We start from the raw sequence: 17,537 nt of genomic DNA, 5'->3' as shown, positions 1-17,537 counted from the left end.
AATAAATGATCAAATAACAACAAAAGCCGGGGAAGGTTACTTCTTCGGCTTTTTTATGCTGGGTAAAGTCCTAGTAATTCCTTATTTTTGCATCTATCAAAATGACATACTAGAAATGAAGCCAAGTTTAGCAAAAGGAACAAGAGATTTTACAGCACAGGAAGTTTCCAGAAGAAAATATATCATCAGTATTTTACAGAATAATTTTGAATTATTCGGGTTTCAGCCATTGGAAACACCAAGTTTTGAAAATCTTTCTACTTTAACAGGAAAGTACGGAGAAGAAGGAGACCGCTTGATTTTTAAAATTTTAAATTCAAGTATCAATGAAGCAAAAGAAGATAAAAAAGATCAAATGCTTCATGATTTTCAAAAAGCATTGGAGAAACCTTTTAATTCGGAATATCTTACTGATAAAGCCCTTCGCTATGACCTTACCGTACCTTTTGCAAGATTTGTAGCCATGAATCATGGGAAGCTGACGTTTCCATTCAAGCGTTCCCAGATCCAGCCGGTTTGGAGAGCAGATAGGCCTCAGAAAGGAAGATTCAGAGAATTTTACCAGTGTGATGCAGATGTGGTAGGAAGTGAAAGTTTATTGCAGGAGGTGGAACTGGTTCAGCTGTATTTAAAATCCTTTGCTGATCTTGGAGTTCCTGTAACCATTCACATGAACAATAGAAAGATTCTTTCGGGATTAGTTGAATATGCCGGGATTACCGACAAGCTGATTGACTTCACTGTAGCATTGGATAAACTAGATAAAATCGGTAAAGACGGAGTGGTTAAAGAATTACTGGAAAGAGAAATTTCTCAGGATTCTATTGATAAACTGGACTTCTTGTTTAGTCAGTCTGATGATGCTCTGGAAAACCTTCTTCAGCTTAAGGAGAAATTTGCAGGCAATGAAATAGGGTTGAAAGGAGTGGAAGAGTTGGAATATGTTCTTACCCAGTCTCTGAACCTTGGTGTTAATATGCAGAACCTTGTGTTTAATATTACATTGGCAAGAGGATTAGACTATTACACCGGAGCTATCTTCGAAGTGAAAGCGGATGAAGTGGCTATGGGATCTATCGGTGGAGGAGGTAGATATGACAATCTTACAGAAGTTTTCGGAGTTAAAAATATTCCGGGAATAGGGATTTCATTTGGGTTGGATAGAATCTATCTGGTAATGGAAGAACTGAACCTTTTCCCTGAAGAAGCTTCTTCTAAAATAGAATATTTATTTGCCAATTTTGGTGGTGAAGAAGTAACAGAAGCTCTAAAACTAATTATACAGCTAAGAGCAAAAGGAATTTCAGCTGAGCTGTATCCTGAAAGTGCAAAAATAAACAAGCAGTTTACTTATGCTGAAAAGAAAGGGATTAAAAATCTTGTTTTCCTGGGAGAAGAAGAGATTAAAAATAATACTGTTACTTTCAAAAACCTTGAAGCAGGGGAACAGAAAACGGTTTCTCTGGAAGAGTTTTTAGGATAAAAAGAAATATCTAATACTATATAAAACAGCTCAAGGTCAAACCTTGAGCTGTTTTTTTATCATAGAAAGAATTTTAAATATTTTTAGACTAAAAAATTAAATGAGAATTTGTAATTTGGGTCGATATAACAAAAACAGAGTGGATATCGTTCTCTGTTTTAATGAAAACTTTTAAACCTAAAAACCAAATGAGTATGATTTGCGCATCATGCGGAACACCACTGACGTCTACAGATATGCTTGTAGGAAAAAACAAACTCGCAGACGGAGGTTATTTGTGTACAGGATGCTTTAATAAAGCGGTCAGTATCAACCCTAATCTTATCAATACTTTAGATCAGTTTTATTTTGCAGAAATTACAGGAATGTTTCTTAAACATAAAATTGAGGAAAGCCAACATCCCGGAACATCTCAATATTTGGGAGAGAATACTTATGAATACGATGCCCCTACCAGGTTGGATCAGATTAAAGATCAGATAGTGGCTCTTAATGCCAGGCTAAGTGTTTTGGCTAATGAAGAAGTGAATGCATTGGATACTGTGTTGGATCAGGATGAAAAACTTTTAGCGATTGCAGAGTGTATATACCTTCAAAATAAGCGTGAAGGAATCGTTTTTGCAACGCCAAGAAGAGTTGTTTTTATTGATAAAAAGATTTTGGGTGGAGTGGTTAGGAATGAATTTCCTCTACATGAGATTATTTCTATTGAACATAATGAAAGCCTTCTGTATTCTATTCTGAAAATCAATATTAAAGGGGCCTCCGCAGAATTTAAATTACACAACAAAACTGACGGAAGGGGATTTTGTAATGTGGCGAACGGAAATATTCAATATCCTGAAAGGTCTCAAAGTCAGCAATCCGAACGCATACAGGCATTCCATCAAAGTATCCCAAATTTGGCTGAGGAAAATGTATTCAATACAGGTAAGGAATCTTCTGAAGCTATTTTCGAGCAATTGGAAAAATTAGGAAGGCTTAAAGAAAATGGAATTTTAACAGAAGAAGAATTTGCAGAGCAAAAGAAAAAACTGCTTGATAAATTATAAAAGAAGAAGAAATGAGCAATAATTGTGCATTGTGTAATACAGAATTAACATCCATGGATACGCTTTTGGGAGCTAATAAACTCTCAGATGGCAATGTTTTATGCAATAAATGTTTAAACAACGCAAGCAATATCAATGATGAATTGCTTTACAAGCTTAATACGTTTAGCATTGATGATATTAATGAAATGCTGAACACTGCGAAAACAGAAACGGTTCAGACATTGGCAGTGACAGGACAGAATATTCCTGCAGCTATAGATTCCGGGTCCCGTCAAATCTCAAAAGAGGTGTATAAACGAAGATATCAGAAAATAAAGCATGAGCTGGAAATACTGAATGCTAATCTTTCTGTATTCACCAAAGGAGAAATAAAAGAACTTCCTTATTTGATTGCTGAAGATGAAAAAATAATCGCGATTACAGATGCTCAGTTTGTCAATACATTGGCAGCCGGCATATTGGTAGCAACCCCCATGAGATTGATTTCTGTATCAAAAGCAATGTTCGGAGCAGCAATAATCAATGATTATCCTAACGAAACCATTAAAGCTATAAGTTTTGTAACAGATCCAAGATCACCCATTATTAAATTACATCTTGATGAAAGAGTAGTAGAGTTTGAATGTTTTATGGATAAGGATGATGCCGAGCAATTCTACGACAAGATAAAAGCTATTTATAATAATCCTAAGGAACAGTCTCCGAAACAAATTGATACTGTAAGTAAAGGGGTTTCAGTTTCCTCAGAAGAAGTATTTAATAAACTTGAGAAATTAGGAAAACTGAGGGAAAACGGAATCTTAACCGATGCAGAATTTGCAGAACAGAAAAAGAAACTGTTGGAGCAATTAAAATAAAACTTTTAACATTGGATCATGAAGGATAAAGTATCAGTAGAAATAGTGGAAAACTGGCTTAAAGGATGGTGTTTATCAAGAGAAGTATCTTTTCCTGTACCCTATAAGTCAGGATTCAAAGTGATTGTAGGTGATGAAAAACAAAAAGAACGTTTTGTATTTCCTAAACTTAATGATGATTTTTTCCAACTTGCCCATTCAATTGATGAGCCATGGATTTACCTGAAAGTATCCAGTTCTCCTGGTGAATTTATACAGAAAATCCCTGAAAGATGGAAACTACAGCCACAGGGATATATGATGACCTGTTTTCACCCTATGAATTTCCCGGAAATTAGCCTTGCTGAAGGATACTACTTAGAGTTTTCTGAGTACAATACGACTTTTGTTGTCAGCATTGTAGCAGAAAATGGCGAGCAGGCTTCTATAGGCCGTGTCTCTCTTATAGATGATATTGCGGTTTATGACAGGATTATTACCGAAAAAAATCACCAAAGGAAAGGACTCGCTACTTTTTTACTGAAAGAACTTGAAAAGATAGCTTTATCAAAAGGATTTTCAAATAATCTTTTAGTGGCTACAGAAGAAGGAAAACTCTTGTATGAAACCTTAGGCTGGAAGATGTACTGCCTGCATACTTCCGTTGTGATCCCCGCAGAAGACTAACATTTTTACTGAATTAAATTTTTTATGACTAAGAAATAGTAATTTAGATCCATAAACTAAGTAATATGAGTGAAAAATCAAGACTTGACGAAATAAGAGATGAGCTTAAAAAGCTGGATATCAGCCCTACGATATTTGCCCGAAAAGAAATTCATGAATTGCCGGATATCCTTTTGGCGGACGAAAAAATTGTCTATCTCGTTGAAGGCAGAAACAAATTAAACAATCACCATATTATTTTAGTAGCCACAGACAGAAGGTTGATTTTTGTGGATAAGGAATTCATGTACGGATTGAAAGTAGAAGACTTTTCTTACAGCAAAATAAGTTCCATACAGTATGAAACAGCATTCTTACTGGCTTCCATAGATATTCAGATTACAGATGATATCGTAGAGATTGATGGAGTAGGCAATTACCATGCTGAGCTGTTTTGTGAAAAAGTAAGAGAGTTCATGGCTCGTCCTAAGGAATATCTCCAAAACAAAACTGAACCGACTATTTTAGATCAATTGGAACAGTTAGGAAAATTAAAAGAAGGCGGTGTATTGACTGAAGAAGAATTTAATGAGCAAAAGAAAAAATTGCTTGAAAAATAGTAGACCCGGGCTCACTACGTAAAGAAAAACAATCATGGAAAATTACTTAGAAATCAATAAAAACTCATGGAATGCCAAGGTAGAACCGCATTTGAAGTCGGATTTTTATTTTGTAGATGAATTTTTAAATGGCAGAAGCTCACTCAATTCAATAGAGCTGGAGCTTCTTGGAGATATACAAGGAAAGAGTATTTTGCACTTGCAGTGTCATTTTGGACAGGATTCTATTTCGCTTTCAAGAATGGGCGCAAAAGTGACAGGAATCGATTTATCAGATAAAGCAATTGAAGCCGGAAGAGACTTAGCTAAGAGATGCGAAACCGATACGGAATTTATCTGCTCAGATGTGTACCATTTACCGGAGGTTTTGGATCAGAAATTTGATATCGTTTATACAAGTTATGGTACTATAGGATGGCTTCCTGATCTGGAAAAATGGGCTGGGGTAATCAGTCATTTTCTGAAGCCCGGCGGTCAGTTTATTATGGCAGAGTTTCATCCTGTGGTTTGGATGTTTGATGATGACTTTACAAAAGTAGCCTACAATTATTTCAATGAAAAACCAATTGTAGAAACGTATGAAGGTACTTATGCTGATCAGTCAGCACCTATTGTACAGGAATATGTCATGTGGAATCATTCTCTGGCAGAAGTTCTTGATAATTTGATTAAAAAAGATATAGAACTGAAGATATTTCAGGAATTTGACTGGTCACCATATCCATGTTTCAGGCATGTAGAAGAATTTGAAAAAGGAAAATGGAGAATTCCTCAATTTGGAAACAAAATACCGTTGGTATACGCATTTACCGGAAATAAAAAATAAGCGGTTTCATTGGTAAACTGAAAGATCCGGTAAGGTTTTAAAGTTGAAAAATTATGAATATATAGACTGTGAAATCAAAAAAGCCACCGTAATGATTACGATGGCTTTTTCTATATATGAATGTTAAAAAACTACTTTCTATTTTCTTAGCTTAAAGAATCTTCAGCTTTTGTTTTGGCTTCATCAACTTTATTCTGAACCTGGGAAGCAACATCATTGGCTTTACTTTTAAGGTCATTTCCCCATTTGTTAAGATTATCTTTTGCTGTATTGATTTTATCTTTTACAGCTTGTTGATCTTCAGGAGTTGAATTTTTATATTTCCAATAAGCTAAAGCTCCTAATCCTAATAACGCTAATATGCCTTTTGTTTTGTTTCCCATGATTTCTATTTTTAAAGTATTAATATTAAAATTTGTTATTAATAAGTATGTAAAATACGTGCCAAAAAAATAAATACAATGATAAAAAAATGTTAAAATTAAGAGAAGGTTTCAAAATGTTCTCCATCGAAACTTGCAAAAACCATTGTAGGATAGGAATCCTGATGATAGATATTGCCATTTTTATCTATGGCAATGGCTCCCGCAAACCCATCAATTGTTTTAAGCTCGTCAAAGGTTTTTTGAAAGGCTGTTTCAAGGCTCATACCGTCAGTAACCCTTGTTACAATTTTTGTGGCAGTAGCATTACTTACAATATCTTCTCCCACTCCTGTACAGCTTACTGCACAGAATGAATTGGCATAATTTCCGGCCACAGTGGCAGAATCTGAAATTCTTCCCGGAATCTCAAAACCTTTTCCGCCAGTGGAAGTAGCAACGGCTAATTTTCCGTCCTTATCGATGGCTACGCAGCCTACCGTTCCTTTTCCTCCATTACTGAGTTTGGCTTCATATTCTTTCCTTCTTTGTGGGATTTCTGTAGAAAAGTCTTCAAAACCATGTTCAGTAGCATAGATTTTTGCCCCTTTTCCTCCCAATACACGGTCATCTTCTCCAATCAGATCTTTGGCAACCAATATGGGATTTTTTACATCCTGAAGGTTGATTACACCACTTAGTCTCTGAGTATCTCCGTTCATAATGGCTGCACTCATACGAATAACACCATCACTCTGAATCTGTGATCCAATTCCCGCATTGTATAAAGGATCATCCTCCAGAAGAGAAACTGCATATGCTACTGTATCAAAAGCCGAATGAGTCTGAAGGTATTCAAATGCTTTTTGAGTTATTTCTTTTAAAGATTCCTGTTTTGCGGTCTTTACTTCATGGCTTTGATCGCTTTCAGAGAAAAAACCACCGTGGATAATGAGCTTCATAAATAAAGTTTAGTTTTTAGATTATTATTTGTCCGGAAAAGGTTAATAAGGTATTGTAGTTCTTTTAAAATGAACCTTTAATTCCTGACAAAGCTTTGAAATATTTTCTACATTATGTTTTTCTACAATCATGACTTGCAGCTCATCAGAATAGCTGTCTGCCAGCTCAATAATTTCCAGTGGAGGATTTTCCTGATCAAGCCTGGGCTGCAGCCATGCAAAATAATCTGATACATATTTTACTCCCATTGGAAAATCTCCGATTATATTGTTAAGACTTTCATCAATGAGCTCGTGTACTTCATCTATTTTGTCACCACGGATCAGAAAAGAAAACAGTTCGTTAGTAACTGAAAACTCAAAAGCACCATCTTCATCACTTTCAATTACCCATTCCGCTTCATTGTCTGCTATATACTGAGCCGGGTTTGTATAGGAAAAAAAACAGTTTGAAATGATTTCCTGCTTATTGGCAACATCATAACCCTCCAAAAGGAGATCTATAAATTTTTCAATTTTTTCTTCTACCATTTAGTTTTATTTTTTAACTAAAATAGGAATTACTTTTGAATAATTTTTTTAGATTATTTATCCTGTGGGATCGGGTTAAACTGAGAATTTTCAATAGTCAGTGCTTTTGTGGTAAGATCATAATGGTCGTTCATAGACATTACATGTACCGTTAAATTATCAATAGAAATAGGTTCTCCAAGGTTGATATTCGTAAGATTGGTGTCTTTGATGAATCTGCCATCGACTAAAATGACAAGACCGGAACCTACAGCAGTCATTACATCATTATGGATGAAAAGTCCTGTGTCTTCACCTAATCCAATTCCTAATGTTCTAGGGTTATTAACCACAGCCTGGAAAAGACGGCCTATTCTGCCTCGCTGTACAAAATGGGTATCAATAATGACATTGTCAATAAGACCTAATCCTTGTGTTGTTTTAATCTCTCCCTTTAACAGAGCTTCAGAACTGCTTCCCTGATAGATCATATTTTCAGAAGCAGCGGCTGCCCCGGCAGAAGTTCCGGAATAAATAAAATCCTGTTCCTGATATTTTAATAAAATAGTATCGTGAAATCTTGTTCCTCCAAGAATAGAAGTAAGTCTCAATTGATCTCCACCGGTAAACATCATTACATCTGCAGCATTGGCTCTTGCCACCATAGCATCAGAATTCGCTTCTTCTCGGTTATGGATATCCAGAATATTGACGTTTTTGGCACCTAGAAATTCGAATGCTTTTTTATATTCTGTTCCTACGATCTGAGGGATTTGAGAAGCGGTTGTTACCACTTCAATAACAGAATCTTCCTTCAGTTTTGATTCATTAATAATCTTTCTTAAAATTCCTCGCTCAAAAAAATTAAGGTTCTTCTCGATGTTCTGATCATAATCGGTTTCTGCAAAACTACCTTTGTTTACAGCTCCTCCGATAACTATTAATTTTCCAACAGGTTTCGTCATGGTACAAAATTAAAAAATAATTAACATTATTTGGCGAAATTCGTGCCATCTTTAGTTGATTTTTAATGTTTTAGAAATGTTAATGAAAATTAATTTTTTTTTAATAAATCTTTAAATCTGCTATAGTTTCGTTTAGGGTTTTACATTATCTTTGGCTATAAAAGGAGTTATTGTTAACTGTTAAAATGCCAATAGACTATGAAAATCGAAAAGATTCAGGCACTGCGTGGTCCTAATATCTGGAGTATCAGAAGGAAGAAACTGATACAGATGAGATTAGACCTTGAAGAAATGGAGAATTATCCGACCAATAAAATAGATGGATTCAGGGAAAGGATTGAAAAATTAATCCCATCGTTGATGACTCACAGATGCTCAGAAGGAGTGGAAGGAGGTTTTTTCCATAGGGTGGAAACGGGAACCTGGATGGGGCATGTCATAGAGCATATTGCTTTGGAGATCCAAACGCTGGCCGGGATGGATGTTGGCTTCGGAAGGACCCGTGAAACCAAAACTCCGGGAGTATATAATGTGGTTTTCAACTATATTGAGGAAAATGCAGGAATTTATGCGGCTGAAGAAGCGGTAAAAATTGCTTTGGCCTTAATAGAAGGGAAAGAATATGATATGAATGCCTGTATTCATAAACTGAAAGAGATCAGAGAGCGTGTTCGCCTAGGTCCTTCGACCGGGAGTATTGTTGAAGAAGCTGCTTCCCGAAAAATTCCGTGGATCAGACTGGGAACCAATTCTTTGGTTCAGTTGGGCTATGGAGTAAATCAACAGAGATTTCAGGCGACTATTACAGGGAAAACAAGTTCTATTGCTGTAGATATCGCATGTAATAAAGAGCTTACCAAGAGAATGCTTCATGATGCTGCTATTCCTGTTCCTATCGGAGATCTTGTGGTGGATGAAGAGGACTTAAATATAGTGATCAAAAAAATTGGATATCCTATTGTTTTGAAACCGCTGGATGGAAATCACGGAAAAGGATCATCAATTAACGTAAACGATTGGGAATCTGCTAAAATAGGGCTGGAGCATGCTCAGAAATACTCCAAAAAAGTAATTGTTGAAAAATATATTACAGGCTATGATTTCAGGGTGCTGGTTATTGATAATAAAATGGTTGCGGCCGCAAGAAGAGTTCCTGCTCATGTGGTGGGAGATGGTGAGCTGAATATTCATGAGCTTATTGAAAAAGAAAATAAAGATCCAAGAAGAGGATATGGCCATGAAAACGTCCTTACTGAAATAGAAGTAGATAAAGATACTTTGGAATTGCTTGAAAAGCTTCAGTATACCCTTGAAACCATACCTCAAAGAGGAGAAGTAGTATATCTGAAATCAACGGCAAATCTTTCAACGGGAGGAACTTCAATAGACGTTACCGATATGGTGCATCCGGAAAATATCACAATGGCTGAAAGGATTTCTAAAATCATAGGCCTAGATGTCTGTGGTATTGATATTATGGCGGAGAATCTTACCCAGCCTTTAAAGGAGAGTGGTGGTGCAATTATAGAAGTAAATGCAGCTCCCGGGTTCAGAATGCATTTGGCGCCAAGTGAGGGATTGCCAAGAAATGTAGCTGCTCCTGTAGTAGATATGCTTTATCCTCAGGGGAAACCTTTTACAATTCCGATTATTGCTGTAACGGGAACCAATGGAAAGACAACAACAACCAGACTTATATCACATATTGTTAAAAGCAATGGCCATAGGGTAGGTTTCACTACTTCGGACGGTATTTATATTCAGAATACCATGCTTTCGAAAGGAGATACTACAGGGCCGCTTTCTGCAGAATTTATTTTGAAAGATCCTACCGTAGAATTTGCTGTTCTTGAAACTGCCAGAGGTGGTATCCTGCGTTCCGGGCTAGGTTTTTCACAATGTGATATAGGAGTGTTAACCAATATCGAGGAAGACCACTTAGGAATGAATGATGTTCATAATTTAAGAGATCTTACCAAAGTAAAAAGAGTCGTTCTGGACAGTGTGAAAAAAAGTGGTTGGAGCGTTCTTAATGCTGATAACGAATATTCCATGAAGATTGTCAATGATCTGGACTGTAATGTGGCTATTTTCAGTATGAATGAGAACAATCCTCATATCGTTAAGTTTGCGAAGGAGGGAAGAATTACCTGTGTATATGAAGAAGGTTTTGTAACGATCAAAAAAGGTGACTGGAAGATCAGAATTGGAAAAGCGAAAGACTTTCCTATTACGATGGAAGGAAAAGCCAGATTCATGATTGAAAATGTATTGGCTGCCAGTTTGGCGAGTTATCTTCACGGTTTTGGAATTGAAGATATTTCAAATTCTTTAAGAACATTTATTCCGAGTGCGCAGCTTACTCCGGGACGATTGAATGTTTTTAAATTCAAAAACTTTAAAGTCCTGATTGACTTTGCCCATAACCCTTCAGGCTATGAAGCCATTGAGGATTATCTGAAAAATGTTGAATCTACCAAGAAAATAGGAATTATTTCCGGGGTTGGAGACAGACGGGACAGTGATATTAGGGAATGTGGAAAGATTGCCGGAAGAATGTTCGATTATATTATTATCCGTAATGAAAAACACCTTCGTGGAAGAACGGAAGAAGAGATTAACGGACTTATTATTGACGGTATTAATGAAGCCGGTAAAGACGTAAGTTATGAGATTATTCCTAAGGAAATTGAAGCATTGAAGCACGCCATGGGAATGGCTGAGGAAGGAACGTTTATTACGGCCCTAAGCGATGTGATTTCTAACGCTATTGATCTTGTACAGGAATACCAGGCAAGAGAGTTGCTGGAAGACGATAAAAACGGATAGATCAATCTTTATAAATTTATTAAATTGCAATACGGAATGAAAAACGTATTGCAATTTTTTATTGTACCCGTTGCATTATAGAAGGTGGTTTTCAATGATTCAATAGAGGAAGTACATACTTTTAACCTTTTTTTAAAGAGATAAGAAATAAAAATTATTAACTTGCCGTACGATCGGTTTTATGAAAAAGGCACTCTTTATTTTCTTTCTTTATTTTTCTGTACAGTCTTATTCTCAAAACTATATTCCGGCAAAGCTGGATAGTATCACGAGTATCTATAAGAATAAAGGAGAGTATGAAAAAGTTTTTCAATACAATATAGCTGCACTTCAGTATTATAAAGAACATGATAACCCCGAGGGAGAGGCTTTAGCTAACATTAATATTGCTAATGCCCTTTCTACCTTTGATGAACACCAGAAAAGCCTACATTATCTGGATGAAGCTAAAAAGCAGCTTCATATCATTAATAATAACGGACTGAATGCCAGATTGTGTAATGAAATTGCAAGAAACTATGCTTTTTTAGGGCTTTATAGCCAATCAAATATTCAGCTTAATAAATCGATAGAATATCTTAAGCATGCCCCTGATACAAAAGAGAACAGAAATTCTTTATTTTTTGTGTATATTTGGAAGTGGTCCAATTTTGAGGATTTAAAACTACCTGATTCTATTAACGCTATGCGGAAAAAAGGAAAAAAGGATTTTCCTAATGAACCTAAGATTTATGTAAGAATTGCAGAGCAGTTTTTATCTAAAAAACAACATCTTGATTCCGTAGAATATTACCTGAATAAAGCATCTGTACTAGCCGTAAAAAATAACAGCTCACTTCACGCCTACGGAGCTATTGCAACAAGACGAGGAAATCTGTATACGCTGAAAAAAGATTATCCGAAGGCACTTGAATATTATCAGGAATCTTTACCTATCTATCTGAAAATAAATCGTGGTGCAGATATTATAAACACTTATAAGAAGATTTATGAAACATATCTGGCCTTACATGATATTCTTAAAGCCAATGAATATCTGACAAAATATACTGAACTCAACGACAGCATTAATTCCGGAGAAAGAAAAGCGGTGGCCTCTGTCGTTAATAATCTTGCTATTGAACAGGAAAAAGAGAAGAATAATCTATATCTTATTATCGTTGTCATTACAGGTATTGCTTTGGTGTCTCTTACTGCGGTATTTATGGTCCGGAAACGGAATAAAAATAAAAATATAAGAAGAGATCAGCTGCTTGAAGAGCAGAAGAAACTCATCAATGAGAAAATATTAGAAACAGACCAGCTGAAAAAGAAAGTAGATACTTCCATTAATGATTTGGCTAAAATGGCTACCTCCAACAATCCTTTTTTTATAAGTAAGTTTAAAGAAGTATATCCGGAATTTTATGAAAAACTGATTTCACAATATCCTGAGCTTACCCATCATGATATAAAATTTATCGCTTATGTAAGGCTTAATCTGACCAATAAAGAAATCGGACAATGTGGAAATGTAACACTAAGAGCTGTGGAAACCAAGAAATACAGGCTTAAAAAGAAACTCGAATTACCCGCTGATATGGACTTAGGAACCTGGGTTTCAGAATTATAATTAAAATAAAAATACCTCAGGTATTTCTGAGACATTTCATTGTGATTGATTATAATTTTTCAGACTTTTCTAAATAAGATAAGAGTTTATAAGCAATATCAATCCTTTCAGAATTAGGATAGTTTTTATTGGAAAGAATTACGACACCAATTTTTTTCGAAGGAACATACATTACATAGGCTCCAAAACCATTGGTAGCCCCAGTTTTATTAATTAATACATCAAGTTTCGGTTTTTGATGAGGAAGAATTTCCTTCACAGGATTAGGTTTAAAGGCCATGTCCGCTGAATTTCCTTTTTGGAGCTGTTCCAGTGTTACCGGGTAATTATATTGCTCCCAGATAAGATCCTGCGTCATTTCTGAGGTGTTAAAATAGCCGGTATGCGTATTCATTATAGCAGCAGATAATTTACTGTCAATGTTTCCAATTCCCATATTGGCGTCTACAAACGTAATCATATCCTGTGTGCACGATTTTACTCCATAAGCTTCATTTGCCAAAACTCCCGGATTTACACGGATCGGTTCATCATTTTTACTATACCCGAATGCATATTGATTCATATTTTCAGCCGGTATTTCATAAAAGGTATTATTTAAACCCATTTTAGCAAAAACATTTTCAGTCATTGCTTTTGTGAAAGGCTGATTCATTGTTTTTCCTGCAATTACCCCTAGCAGACCAATGCTTGGATTAGTGTACATTCGTTGTGTGCCTGCCGGATAATCTGGCTTCCATGCATTATAATAATTAATGAGCTGTTCATTGTTGGTCACCTCATCAGGTAACTGTAATGTAAATCCACCAGCTGTGTGGGTACCCAAATTGTAAAGTTTTATTTGGTCAAAAGCTGTATTTTTCAGTTCAGGCATGTATTTGCTTACGGGATCAGATAAGTTAAGCCTTCCGTTTATTTGTGATAAACTGGCTAAGGTAGCTGTGAAGGTTTTACTTACAGAACCCAGCTCAAATAACGTTTTATTGGTAACTTCTATTTGGTCTGCTTTCGAAGCCAGTCCGTAATTGAAAAATGTATGTTTTCCATCTATCGTTATGGCAATACTCAGCCCAGGAATTTCATTTTTCTCCATTACAGGTTTCACCAGAGCATCCAAATAATTGTTAAGATCTGACGCATCCTCTTTCTTAGGATTGTTACAGTTTGACAAAAAAGATAAACATAATACCGCAACAGATATGTTTTTTAAATTTTGCATAATTTTAAGATTTTATAATTGATTTTTTTTACTATTGTTTATAATGAGAAATTTCCGAAAATTTTAAGCGAAAGTAAAAGAAATTCGTTGATGTGATTGTACTACAATTGCACTACAATATCTTATTGTATTTAAAATCAGTTATTTGTGGTTTTGTTGAAGTGCGTTTGAAATAATGGAGAATTTGTAGAAAATAATTATCTGAAAGAATTTTATCCTTAAAAAAGGAGTGATGGCGAATAGGTATATGATAGATAAGCTTCGGCTGAACCAAAGGTTCAGCCGAAGCTTATCTTATTTCAAATGATTATTAAAATGAATCTTATCCTTCAGCAAAAAAAGCATTGGAACTCCCAATCCAAATAGCATCTTTCTTATTGAAGTCTACATTCACCATTGCTGCTTTGGTCATTCTCCCCAGATTTTCCAGAAGAATAGGGCGTTCATCATTTTCTCTCCAAATATACAGTAACCGGATCTCTGCTTTTGAAAACTCACCGTTGATATCTTCAAAAATAGGTTCATAGCTTACTTTTCTCTGCAGAATATAGTTTTCTTTATCCTCAATAGCCTCGGTAATCTCTTTCGTGGGATTCAGATTCACCCCACTTCCTGCAAATGAAAATAAAGGCTTCAATACAAAATCTTCAAGATTTTCATGTTGAGGAAACTCATGTAAAAAATAGCTTTTAGGAACAAACTGATGTTGTAGCAGTGGAAGAAGGTACTTTGATATTTTAAAGAACCAGTTGGGATGTGTGATCCATTTTACATCCACTTCTTCACGGAAATCAAATTCTGTATTAAGATTAGGAATTCTGTCCAGTTCATCAAAAATAACACGATTGTAGATCCTTTTAATTTCTGTCAGCTTTCCATTATTTTCATAATACAGCTTTTTGCCTACTTTCTTTACTTTTGTAAGGCAAACAGTTTTTATTCCCAGTAATTTCTCTGTCAGAGCAAAATCTATGGCCGTTTTTTGCTTTTCGGGAAAAATTTCCAATAGGATTACATTTTCCGGGTTTTCATCACCTACGATCAGTTCCTTCAGGAGACTTTTAAAGGTTTCGTGAGGCATTGGGTTTCTGATCTCCGAAAGAAAAGGGTAGACTTCACAAAATGCATCTTCAAAAGTTTTCTGAAAAGCATAGAGTGAAGGAAATGCCTGGAGCTCAATAAGCTGAGGTTCTATTTCTCCATTTTCACTTCTGCAGACTCCAAAATCTATAGTGAAAAAATGAGGTCTGTCGGTATCATTAGGAACTCTGCAGTTTTCAGGAATAGCTTTTCTCAGAGTTTCTGCAGGAAGTGCATTGATCTGACTGATGATGCTTTCACTGGCATTAATAAGCTGGGTTTCAAATTCTTTGGAAAGAATAATTGGGCTTTCCGAAATCCTGAAACCCGGCTCTACACCGCCTTTTTCTTTTAAAATATCTTTGAGCTTCCGGTATTTTTCTTCTGAAAATTCCTGATTAAACTGTTTTCTGTATTTTGGGATCATATTTTTTCTTTTGTGATGTTAAAAAATCGAGCATGTATGCCCGATTTATGTATGGTTTAACGACTCATGTGAGGTCACATTCATGTTGTTTATTCTTTTAAGCCAAAGATTCAGTCTTATTCAAAATATTTTTTTTTGCAAACTGAAGAAACCTTGGAAGGATCTGGTTTCTGGTTAAGATGATTTTGTCTTCATCATCTATTCTATCCATTGTTTCAAGATATTTTTCCATTCCGAAGTTTTCGATCATAGCTTCTCTGTTTTTATCATCTTTCAGATTTTCTATCAAAGCTTCAGGGCTGGCTTCAGGGTGAAACTGGGTTCCGAATATTTCATCTGAAAAGCGAACAGCCATTATAGCTCTTTCTAAATTGATATGGGGACGTGACTTTTCTATAGCAACGATTTTCATACCCAATTTTTCAAAACGTTCATGATCCGGTTCAATAAACTGGTAGGCCCTGGAGTCTACTGCATAAAAAGGATCCTGAAGATTTTTGAATAAAAACTCCTCTTTACCTTCTTTTGTTTTATGAACAGGCATGACTCCGAAAGAATAGGATTTTCTTTTACAGATATTGCCCAGGTTCCAATGAATACTTGCCAGCTGAAATGAATGACAGATCAGGAACAGGTATTTTTTATCCTCATTATCCTGATTATGCTCAAAAACAGCGTCTAAAAATTGAGCAAATCTGTTTTCCCATTCAAGACCTTCTCTGTGTGGGTTACCGGGACCGCCTGAAGAAATGAAGATGTCAAAATCTCCAATTTCCGGCATTTCATCTTTAAACCTTACATCAAATGTCTTTATGACTACATTTTCTTCAGAATTCTGTTGGAACGTTTCAGAAATTTCTTTTATATTTCTAAAGCCTTGATTGACATGGTTGTTATTCATATCCAGCAGAGCAATTCGAATATCTTTCATTACATCATATTTTTTGTAAAGTTACCAAAAATATTATGAAGCAGGCTGACCGTGTGTGATGCCATATTCTGTTTCTGAGATCATATAATCTACCACTTTCGTCAGATCGCCTGTTTCCTTGAATATTTGAAGTTGTCTGTCTGCACCGGTTCCGTTTTCCAGAATAGTCCAGGCATATTCAACTTCATTTCTGCATCCTAAATCATCTACTACATCATCAATAAACTCTAAAAGTTCTTTTAAAAGATGAGGATACGGAACAGACTCTTCTTTTCCAAAATCGATCAGATGTGCTTCAATACCGCTCTTGGAAGCCCTCCATTTATTTTCATTCAAAAGCAGCCTTCTATAACTTCGGAAACTTAGATTCAGCTGATGGAGTTTGTAAATCTTAGCAACCAGACACTGCATAATGGCAGCAAGGCAGACTGTTTCGTCAATCCTTAACGGCATGTCACAGATTCTGAATTCTATGGTCGGGTAGAATGGGTGAACTCTTAAGTCCCACCATATTTTCTTGGCATTGTCGATGGTTCCGGTTTTAATCAGAAGATCTACATAGCTGTCGAACTCGGCCAAAGAATTAAAATAACTGGGAATACCCGTTCTTGGAAATTTGACAAAAATTTCCTGTCTGTAAGATTTAAAACCTGTATTTCGTCCAATCCAAAATGGAGAGTTGGTAGAAAGAGCATACACATGGGGAAGGAAGTACCGCATGACATTCTGTATTCTTACTCCCTCTTCACGGTTGGGAATTCCAATATGTACATGCAGACCGAAAATAAGATTTTCACGCGCAACATCTCCCATGTCATCAACAATTTTGATGTACCTCTCGCCCTGAGTGATTGTATTTTCTGACCAATGGGAGAAAGGATGTGTCCCTCCTCCGGATACCCGCAATCCCTGTTCATGAGCGGTATTAATAAGATGTCTTCTTAGATTTGTCAGTTCGGCCCTTGCTTCCTGGATATTCTGACAAATTCCCGTTTCCATTTCAATCATAGACTCGTGCATTTCGTGCTTTAAGTTTTCACTTAAAACCGCTTTGCCCCCTTCAATGATTTTTGAAACGTGAGAAATAAGATCCCTGCTTTCAACATCAATGATCTGATATTCTTCTTCGATTCCAATAGTAAATTGATGCATTT

Annotated in this window: 16 protein-coding genes; 8 read left to right on the top strand and 8 right to left on the bottom strand. The window is 35.9% G+C overall.

All coding sequences use genetic code 11. The features are described from left to right. The first annotated feature begins 115 nt into the window (after window positions 1–115). The 6 genes from hisS to DRF57_RS17235 all read left to right on the top strand — a co-directional run bounded on the left by hisS (window position 116) and on the right by DRF57_RS17235 (window position 5,486). Window positions 116–1,483, top strand: coding sequence for a histidine--tRNA ligase (hisS, locus tag DRF57_RS17260; RefSeq protein ID WP_115919837.1), 1,368 nt, complete (start codon window positions 116–118; stop codon window positions 1,481–1,483). A gap of 194 nt (window positions 1,484–1,677) precedes the next feature. Next, window positions 1,678–2,535, top strand: a complete 858-nt coding sequence (locus tag DRF57_RS17255) for a PH domain-containing protein (protein WP_157969910.1) — start codon at window positions 1,678–1,680, stop codon at window positions 2,533–2,535. Window positions 2,536–2,546: 11 nt separating this feature from the next. Continuing rightward, on the top strand, window positions 2,547–3,395 hold the full coding sequence (locus tag DRF57_RS17250) for a PH domain-containing protein (protein WP_115919835.1): 849 nt from the start codon (window positions 2,547–2,549) through the stop codon (window positions 3,393–3,395). Window positions 3,396–3,413: 18 nt separating this feature from the next. Further along, window positions 3,414–4,061, top strand: a complete 648-nt coding sequence (locus tag DRF57_RS17245) for a GNAT family N-acetyltransferase (RefSeq protein ID WP_115919833.1) — start codon at window positions 3,414–3,416, stop codon at window positions 4,059–4,061. Between the two features lie 65 nt (window positions 4,062–4,126). Continuing rightward, window positions 4,127–4,660 (top strand): PH domain-containing protein, encoded by a 534-nt coding sequence (locus DRF57_RS17240; RefSeq protein WP_047491051.1) that lies wholly within the window; start codon window positions 4,127–4,129, stop codon window positions 4,658–4,660. 34 nt (window positions 4,661–4,694) lie between these two features. After that, window positions 4,695–5,486, top strand: a complete 792-nt coding sequence (locus tag DRF57_RS17235) for a class I SAM-dependent methyltransferase (RefSeq protein WP_047491048.1) — start codon at window positions 4,695–4,697, stop codon at window positions 5,484–5,486. A 146-nt stretch (window positions 5,487–5,632) separates the two neighbouring features. On the opposite strand, the gene DRF57_RS17230 is transcribed toward DRF57_RS17235, so the two are convergent. The 4 genes from DRF57_RS17230 to DRF57_RS17215 form a co-directional block, all read right to left on the bottom strand. Continuing rightward, on the bottom strand, window positions 5,633–5,869 hold the full coding sequence (locus DRF57_RS17230) for a YtxH domain-containing protein (RefSeq protein ID WP_084083843.1): 237 nt from the start codon (window positions 5,867–5,869) through the stop codon (window positions 5,633–5,635). Window positions 5,870–5,967: 98 nt separating this feature from the next. After that, on the bottom strand, window positions 5,968–6,810 hold the full coding sequence (locus DRF57_RS17225) for an isoaspartyl peptidase/L-asparaginase (protein ID WP_084083845.1): 843 nt from the start codon (window positions 6,808–6,810) through the stop codon (window positions 5,968–5,970). Between the two features lie 42 nt (window positions 6,811–6,852). Continuing rightward, complete coding sequence (locus tag DRF57_RS17220) at window positions 6,853–7,341, bottom strand: hypothetical protein (protein WP_115919831.1); 489 nt, start codon at window positions 7,339–7,341, stop codon at window positions 6,853–6,855. A gap of 53 nt (window positions 7,342–7,394) precedes the next feature. After that, the gene (locus tag DRF57_RS17215; RefSeq protein ID WP_047491038.1) at window positions 7,395–8,285 is read right to left on the bottom strand and encodes a cyanophycinase; all 891 of its coding nucleotides are present in this window, start codon (window positions 8,283–8,285) and stop codon (window positions 7,395–7,397) included. A gap of 198 nt (window positions 8,286–8,483) precedes the next feature. Here DRF57_RS17215 and cphA point away from each other — a divergent pair, with 198 nt between their 5' ends. Next, the gene (gene cphA, locus DRF57_RS17210) at window positions 8,484–11,114 is read left to right on the top strand and encodes a cyanophycin synthetase (protein ID WP_115919829.1); all 2,631 of its coding nucleotides are present in this window, start codon (window positions 8,484–8,486) and stop codon (window positions 11,112–11,114) included. Between the two features lie 181 nt (window positions 11,115–11,295). Continuing rightward, window positions 11,296–12,726, top strand: a complete 1,431-nt coding sequence (locus DRF57_RS17205) for a tetratricopeptide repeat protein (RefSeq protein WP_115919827.1) — start codon at window positions 11,296–11,298, stop codon at window positions 12,724–12,726. Window positions 12,727–12,775: 49 nt separating this feature from the next. Here the strand turns inward: DRF57_RS17205 and ampC are convergent, their stop codons facing one another. From ampC to DRF57_RS17185, 4 genes are all read right to left on the bottom strand, one after another. After that, window positions 12,776–13,945: a class C beta-lactamase gene (gene ampC / locus DRF57_RS17200; RefSeq protein WP_115919825.1), complete on the bottom strand. Its 1,170-nt coding sequence runs from the start codon at window positions 13,943–13,945 to the stop codon at window positions 12,776–12,778. 322 nt (window positions 13,946–14,267) lie between these two features. Then, a complete protein-coding gene (locus DRF57_RS17195) occupies window positions 14,268–15,452 on the bottom strand; it encodes a hypothetical protein (RefSeq protein ID WP_115919823.1) in 1,185 nt (394 codons plus the stop codon). Between the two features lie 97 nt (window positions 15,453–15,549). Beyond that, window positions 15,550–16,383, bottom strand: a complete 834-nt coding sequence (locus DRF57_RS17190) for a type 1 glutamine amidotransferase (protein ID WP_047491022.1) — start codon at window positions 16,381–16,383, stop codon at window positions 15,550–15,552. 33 nt (window positions 16,384–16,416) lie between these two features. Continuing rightward, window positions 16,417–17,535 carry a carboxylate-amine ligase gene (locus tag DRF57_RS17185; protein ID WP_047491020.1) on the bottom strand — a complete coding sequence of 373 codons (1,119 nt, stop codon included), beginning with the start codon at window positions 17,533–17,535 and terminating at the stop codon, window positions 16,417–16,419. Between the last annotated feature and the right edge of the window lie 2 nt (window positions 17,536–17,537).

The sequence above is a fragment of the Chryseobacterium rhizosphaerae genome (genome assembly GCF_003385455.1).
GTDB lineage: Bacteria > Bacteroidota > Bacteroidia > Flavobacteriales > Weeksellaceae > Chryseobacterium > Chryseobacterium rhizosphaerae.
Note: the sequence above shows the minus strand (reverse complement) of the source record. Positions and strands in the feature narration are given on the sequence as shown.

Excerpts from the sequence above, each read along its gene's own strand:
- ampC (WP_115919825.1), bottom strand. The coding sequence starts at position 13,945 with ATGCAAAATTTAAAAAACATATCTGTTGCGGTATTATGTTTATCTTTT.
- DRF57_RS17185 (WP_047491020.1), bottom strand. The coding sequence starts at position 17,535 with ATGCATCAATTTACTATTGGAATCGAAGAAGAATATCAGATCATTGAT.
- DRF57_RS17235 (WP_047491048.1), top strand. The coding sequence starts at position 4,695 with ATGGAAAATTACTTAGAAATCAATAAAAACTCATGGAATGCCAAGGTA.
- DRF57_RS17255 (WP_157969910.1), top strand. The coding sequence starts at position 1,678 with ATGATTTGCGCATCATGCGGAACACCACTGACGTCTACAGATATGCTT.
- DRF57_RS17250 (WP_115919835.1), top strand. The coding sequence starts at position 2,547 with ATGAGCAATAATTGTGCATTGTGTAATACAGAATTAACATCCATGGAT.
- DRF57_RS17225 (WP_084083845.1), bottom strand. The coding sequence starts at position 6,810 with ATGAAGCTCATTATCCACGGTGGTTTTTTCTCTGAAAGCGATCAAAGC.
- hisS (WP_115919837.1), top strand. The coding sequence starts at position 116 with ATGAAGCCAAGTTTAGCAAAAGGAACAAGAGATTTTACAGCACAGGAA.
- DRF57_RS17230 (WP_084083843.1), bottom strand. The coding sequence starts at position 5,869 with ATGGGAAACAAAACAAAAGGCATATTAGCGTTATTAGGATTAGGAGCT.
- DRF57_RS17215 (WP_047491038.1), bottom strand. The coding sequence starts at position 8,285 with ATGACGAAACCTGTTGGAAAATTAATAGTTATCGGAGGAGCTGTAAAC.
- cphA (WP_115919829.1), top strand. The coding sequence starts at position 8,484 with ATGAAAATCGAAAAGATTCAGGCACTGCGTGGTCCTAATATCTGGAGT.
- DRF57_RS17205 (WP_115919827.1), top strand. The coding sequence starts at position 11,296 with ATGAAAAAGGCACTCTTTATTTTCTTTCTTTATTTTTCTGTACAGTCT.
- DRF57_RS17190 (WP_047491022.1), bottom strand. The coding sequence starts at position 16,383 with ATGAAAGATATTCGAATTGCTCTGCTGGATATGAATAACAACCATGTC.
- DRF57_RS17220 (WP_115919831.1), bottom strand. The coding sequence starts at position 7,341 with ATGGTAGAAGAAAAAATTGAAAAATTTATAGATCTCCTTTTGGAGGGT.
- DRF57_RS17245 (WP_115919833.1), top strand. The coding sequence starts at position 3,414 with ATGAAGGATAAAGTATCAGTAGAAATAGTGGAAAACTGGCTTAAAGGA.
- DRF57_RS17240 (WP_047491051.1), top strand. The coding sequence starts at position 4,127 with ATGAGTGAAAAATCAAGACTTGACGAAATAAGAGATGAGCTTAAAAAG.
- DRF57_RS17195 (WP_115919823.1), bottom strand. The coding sequence starts at position 15,452 with ATGATCCCAAAATACAGAAAACAGTTTAATCAGGAATTTTCAGAAGAA.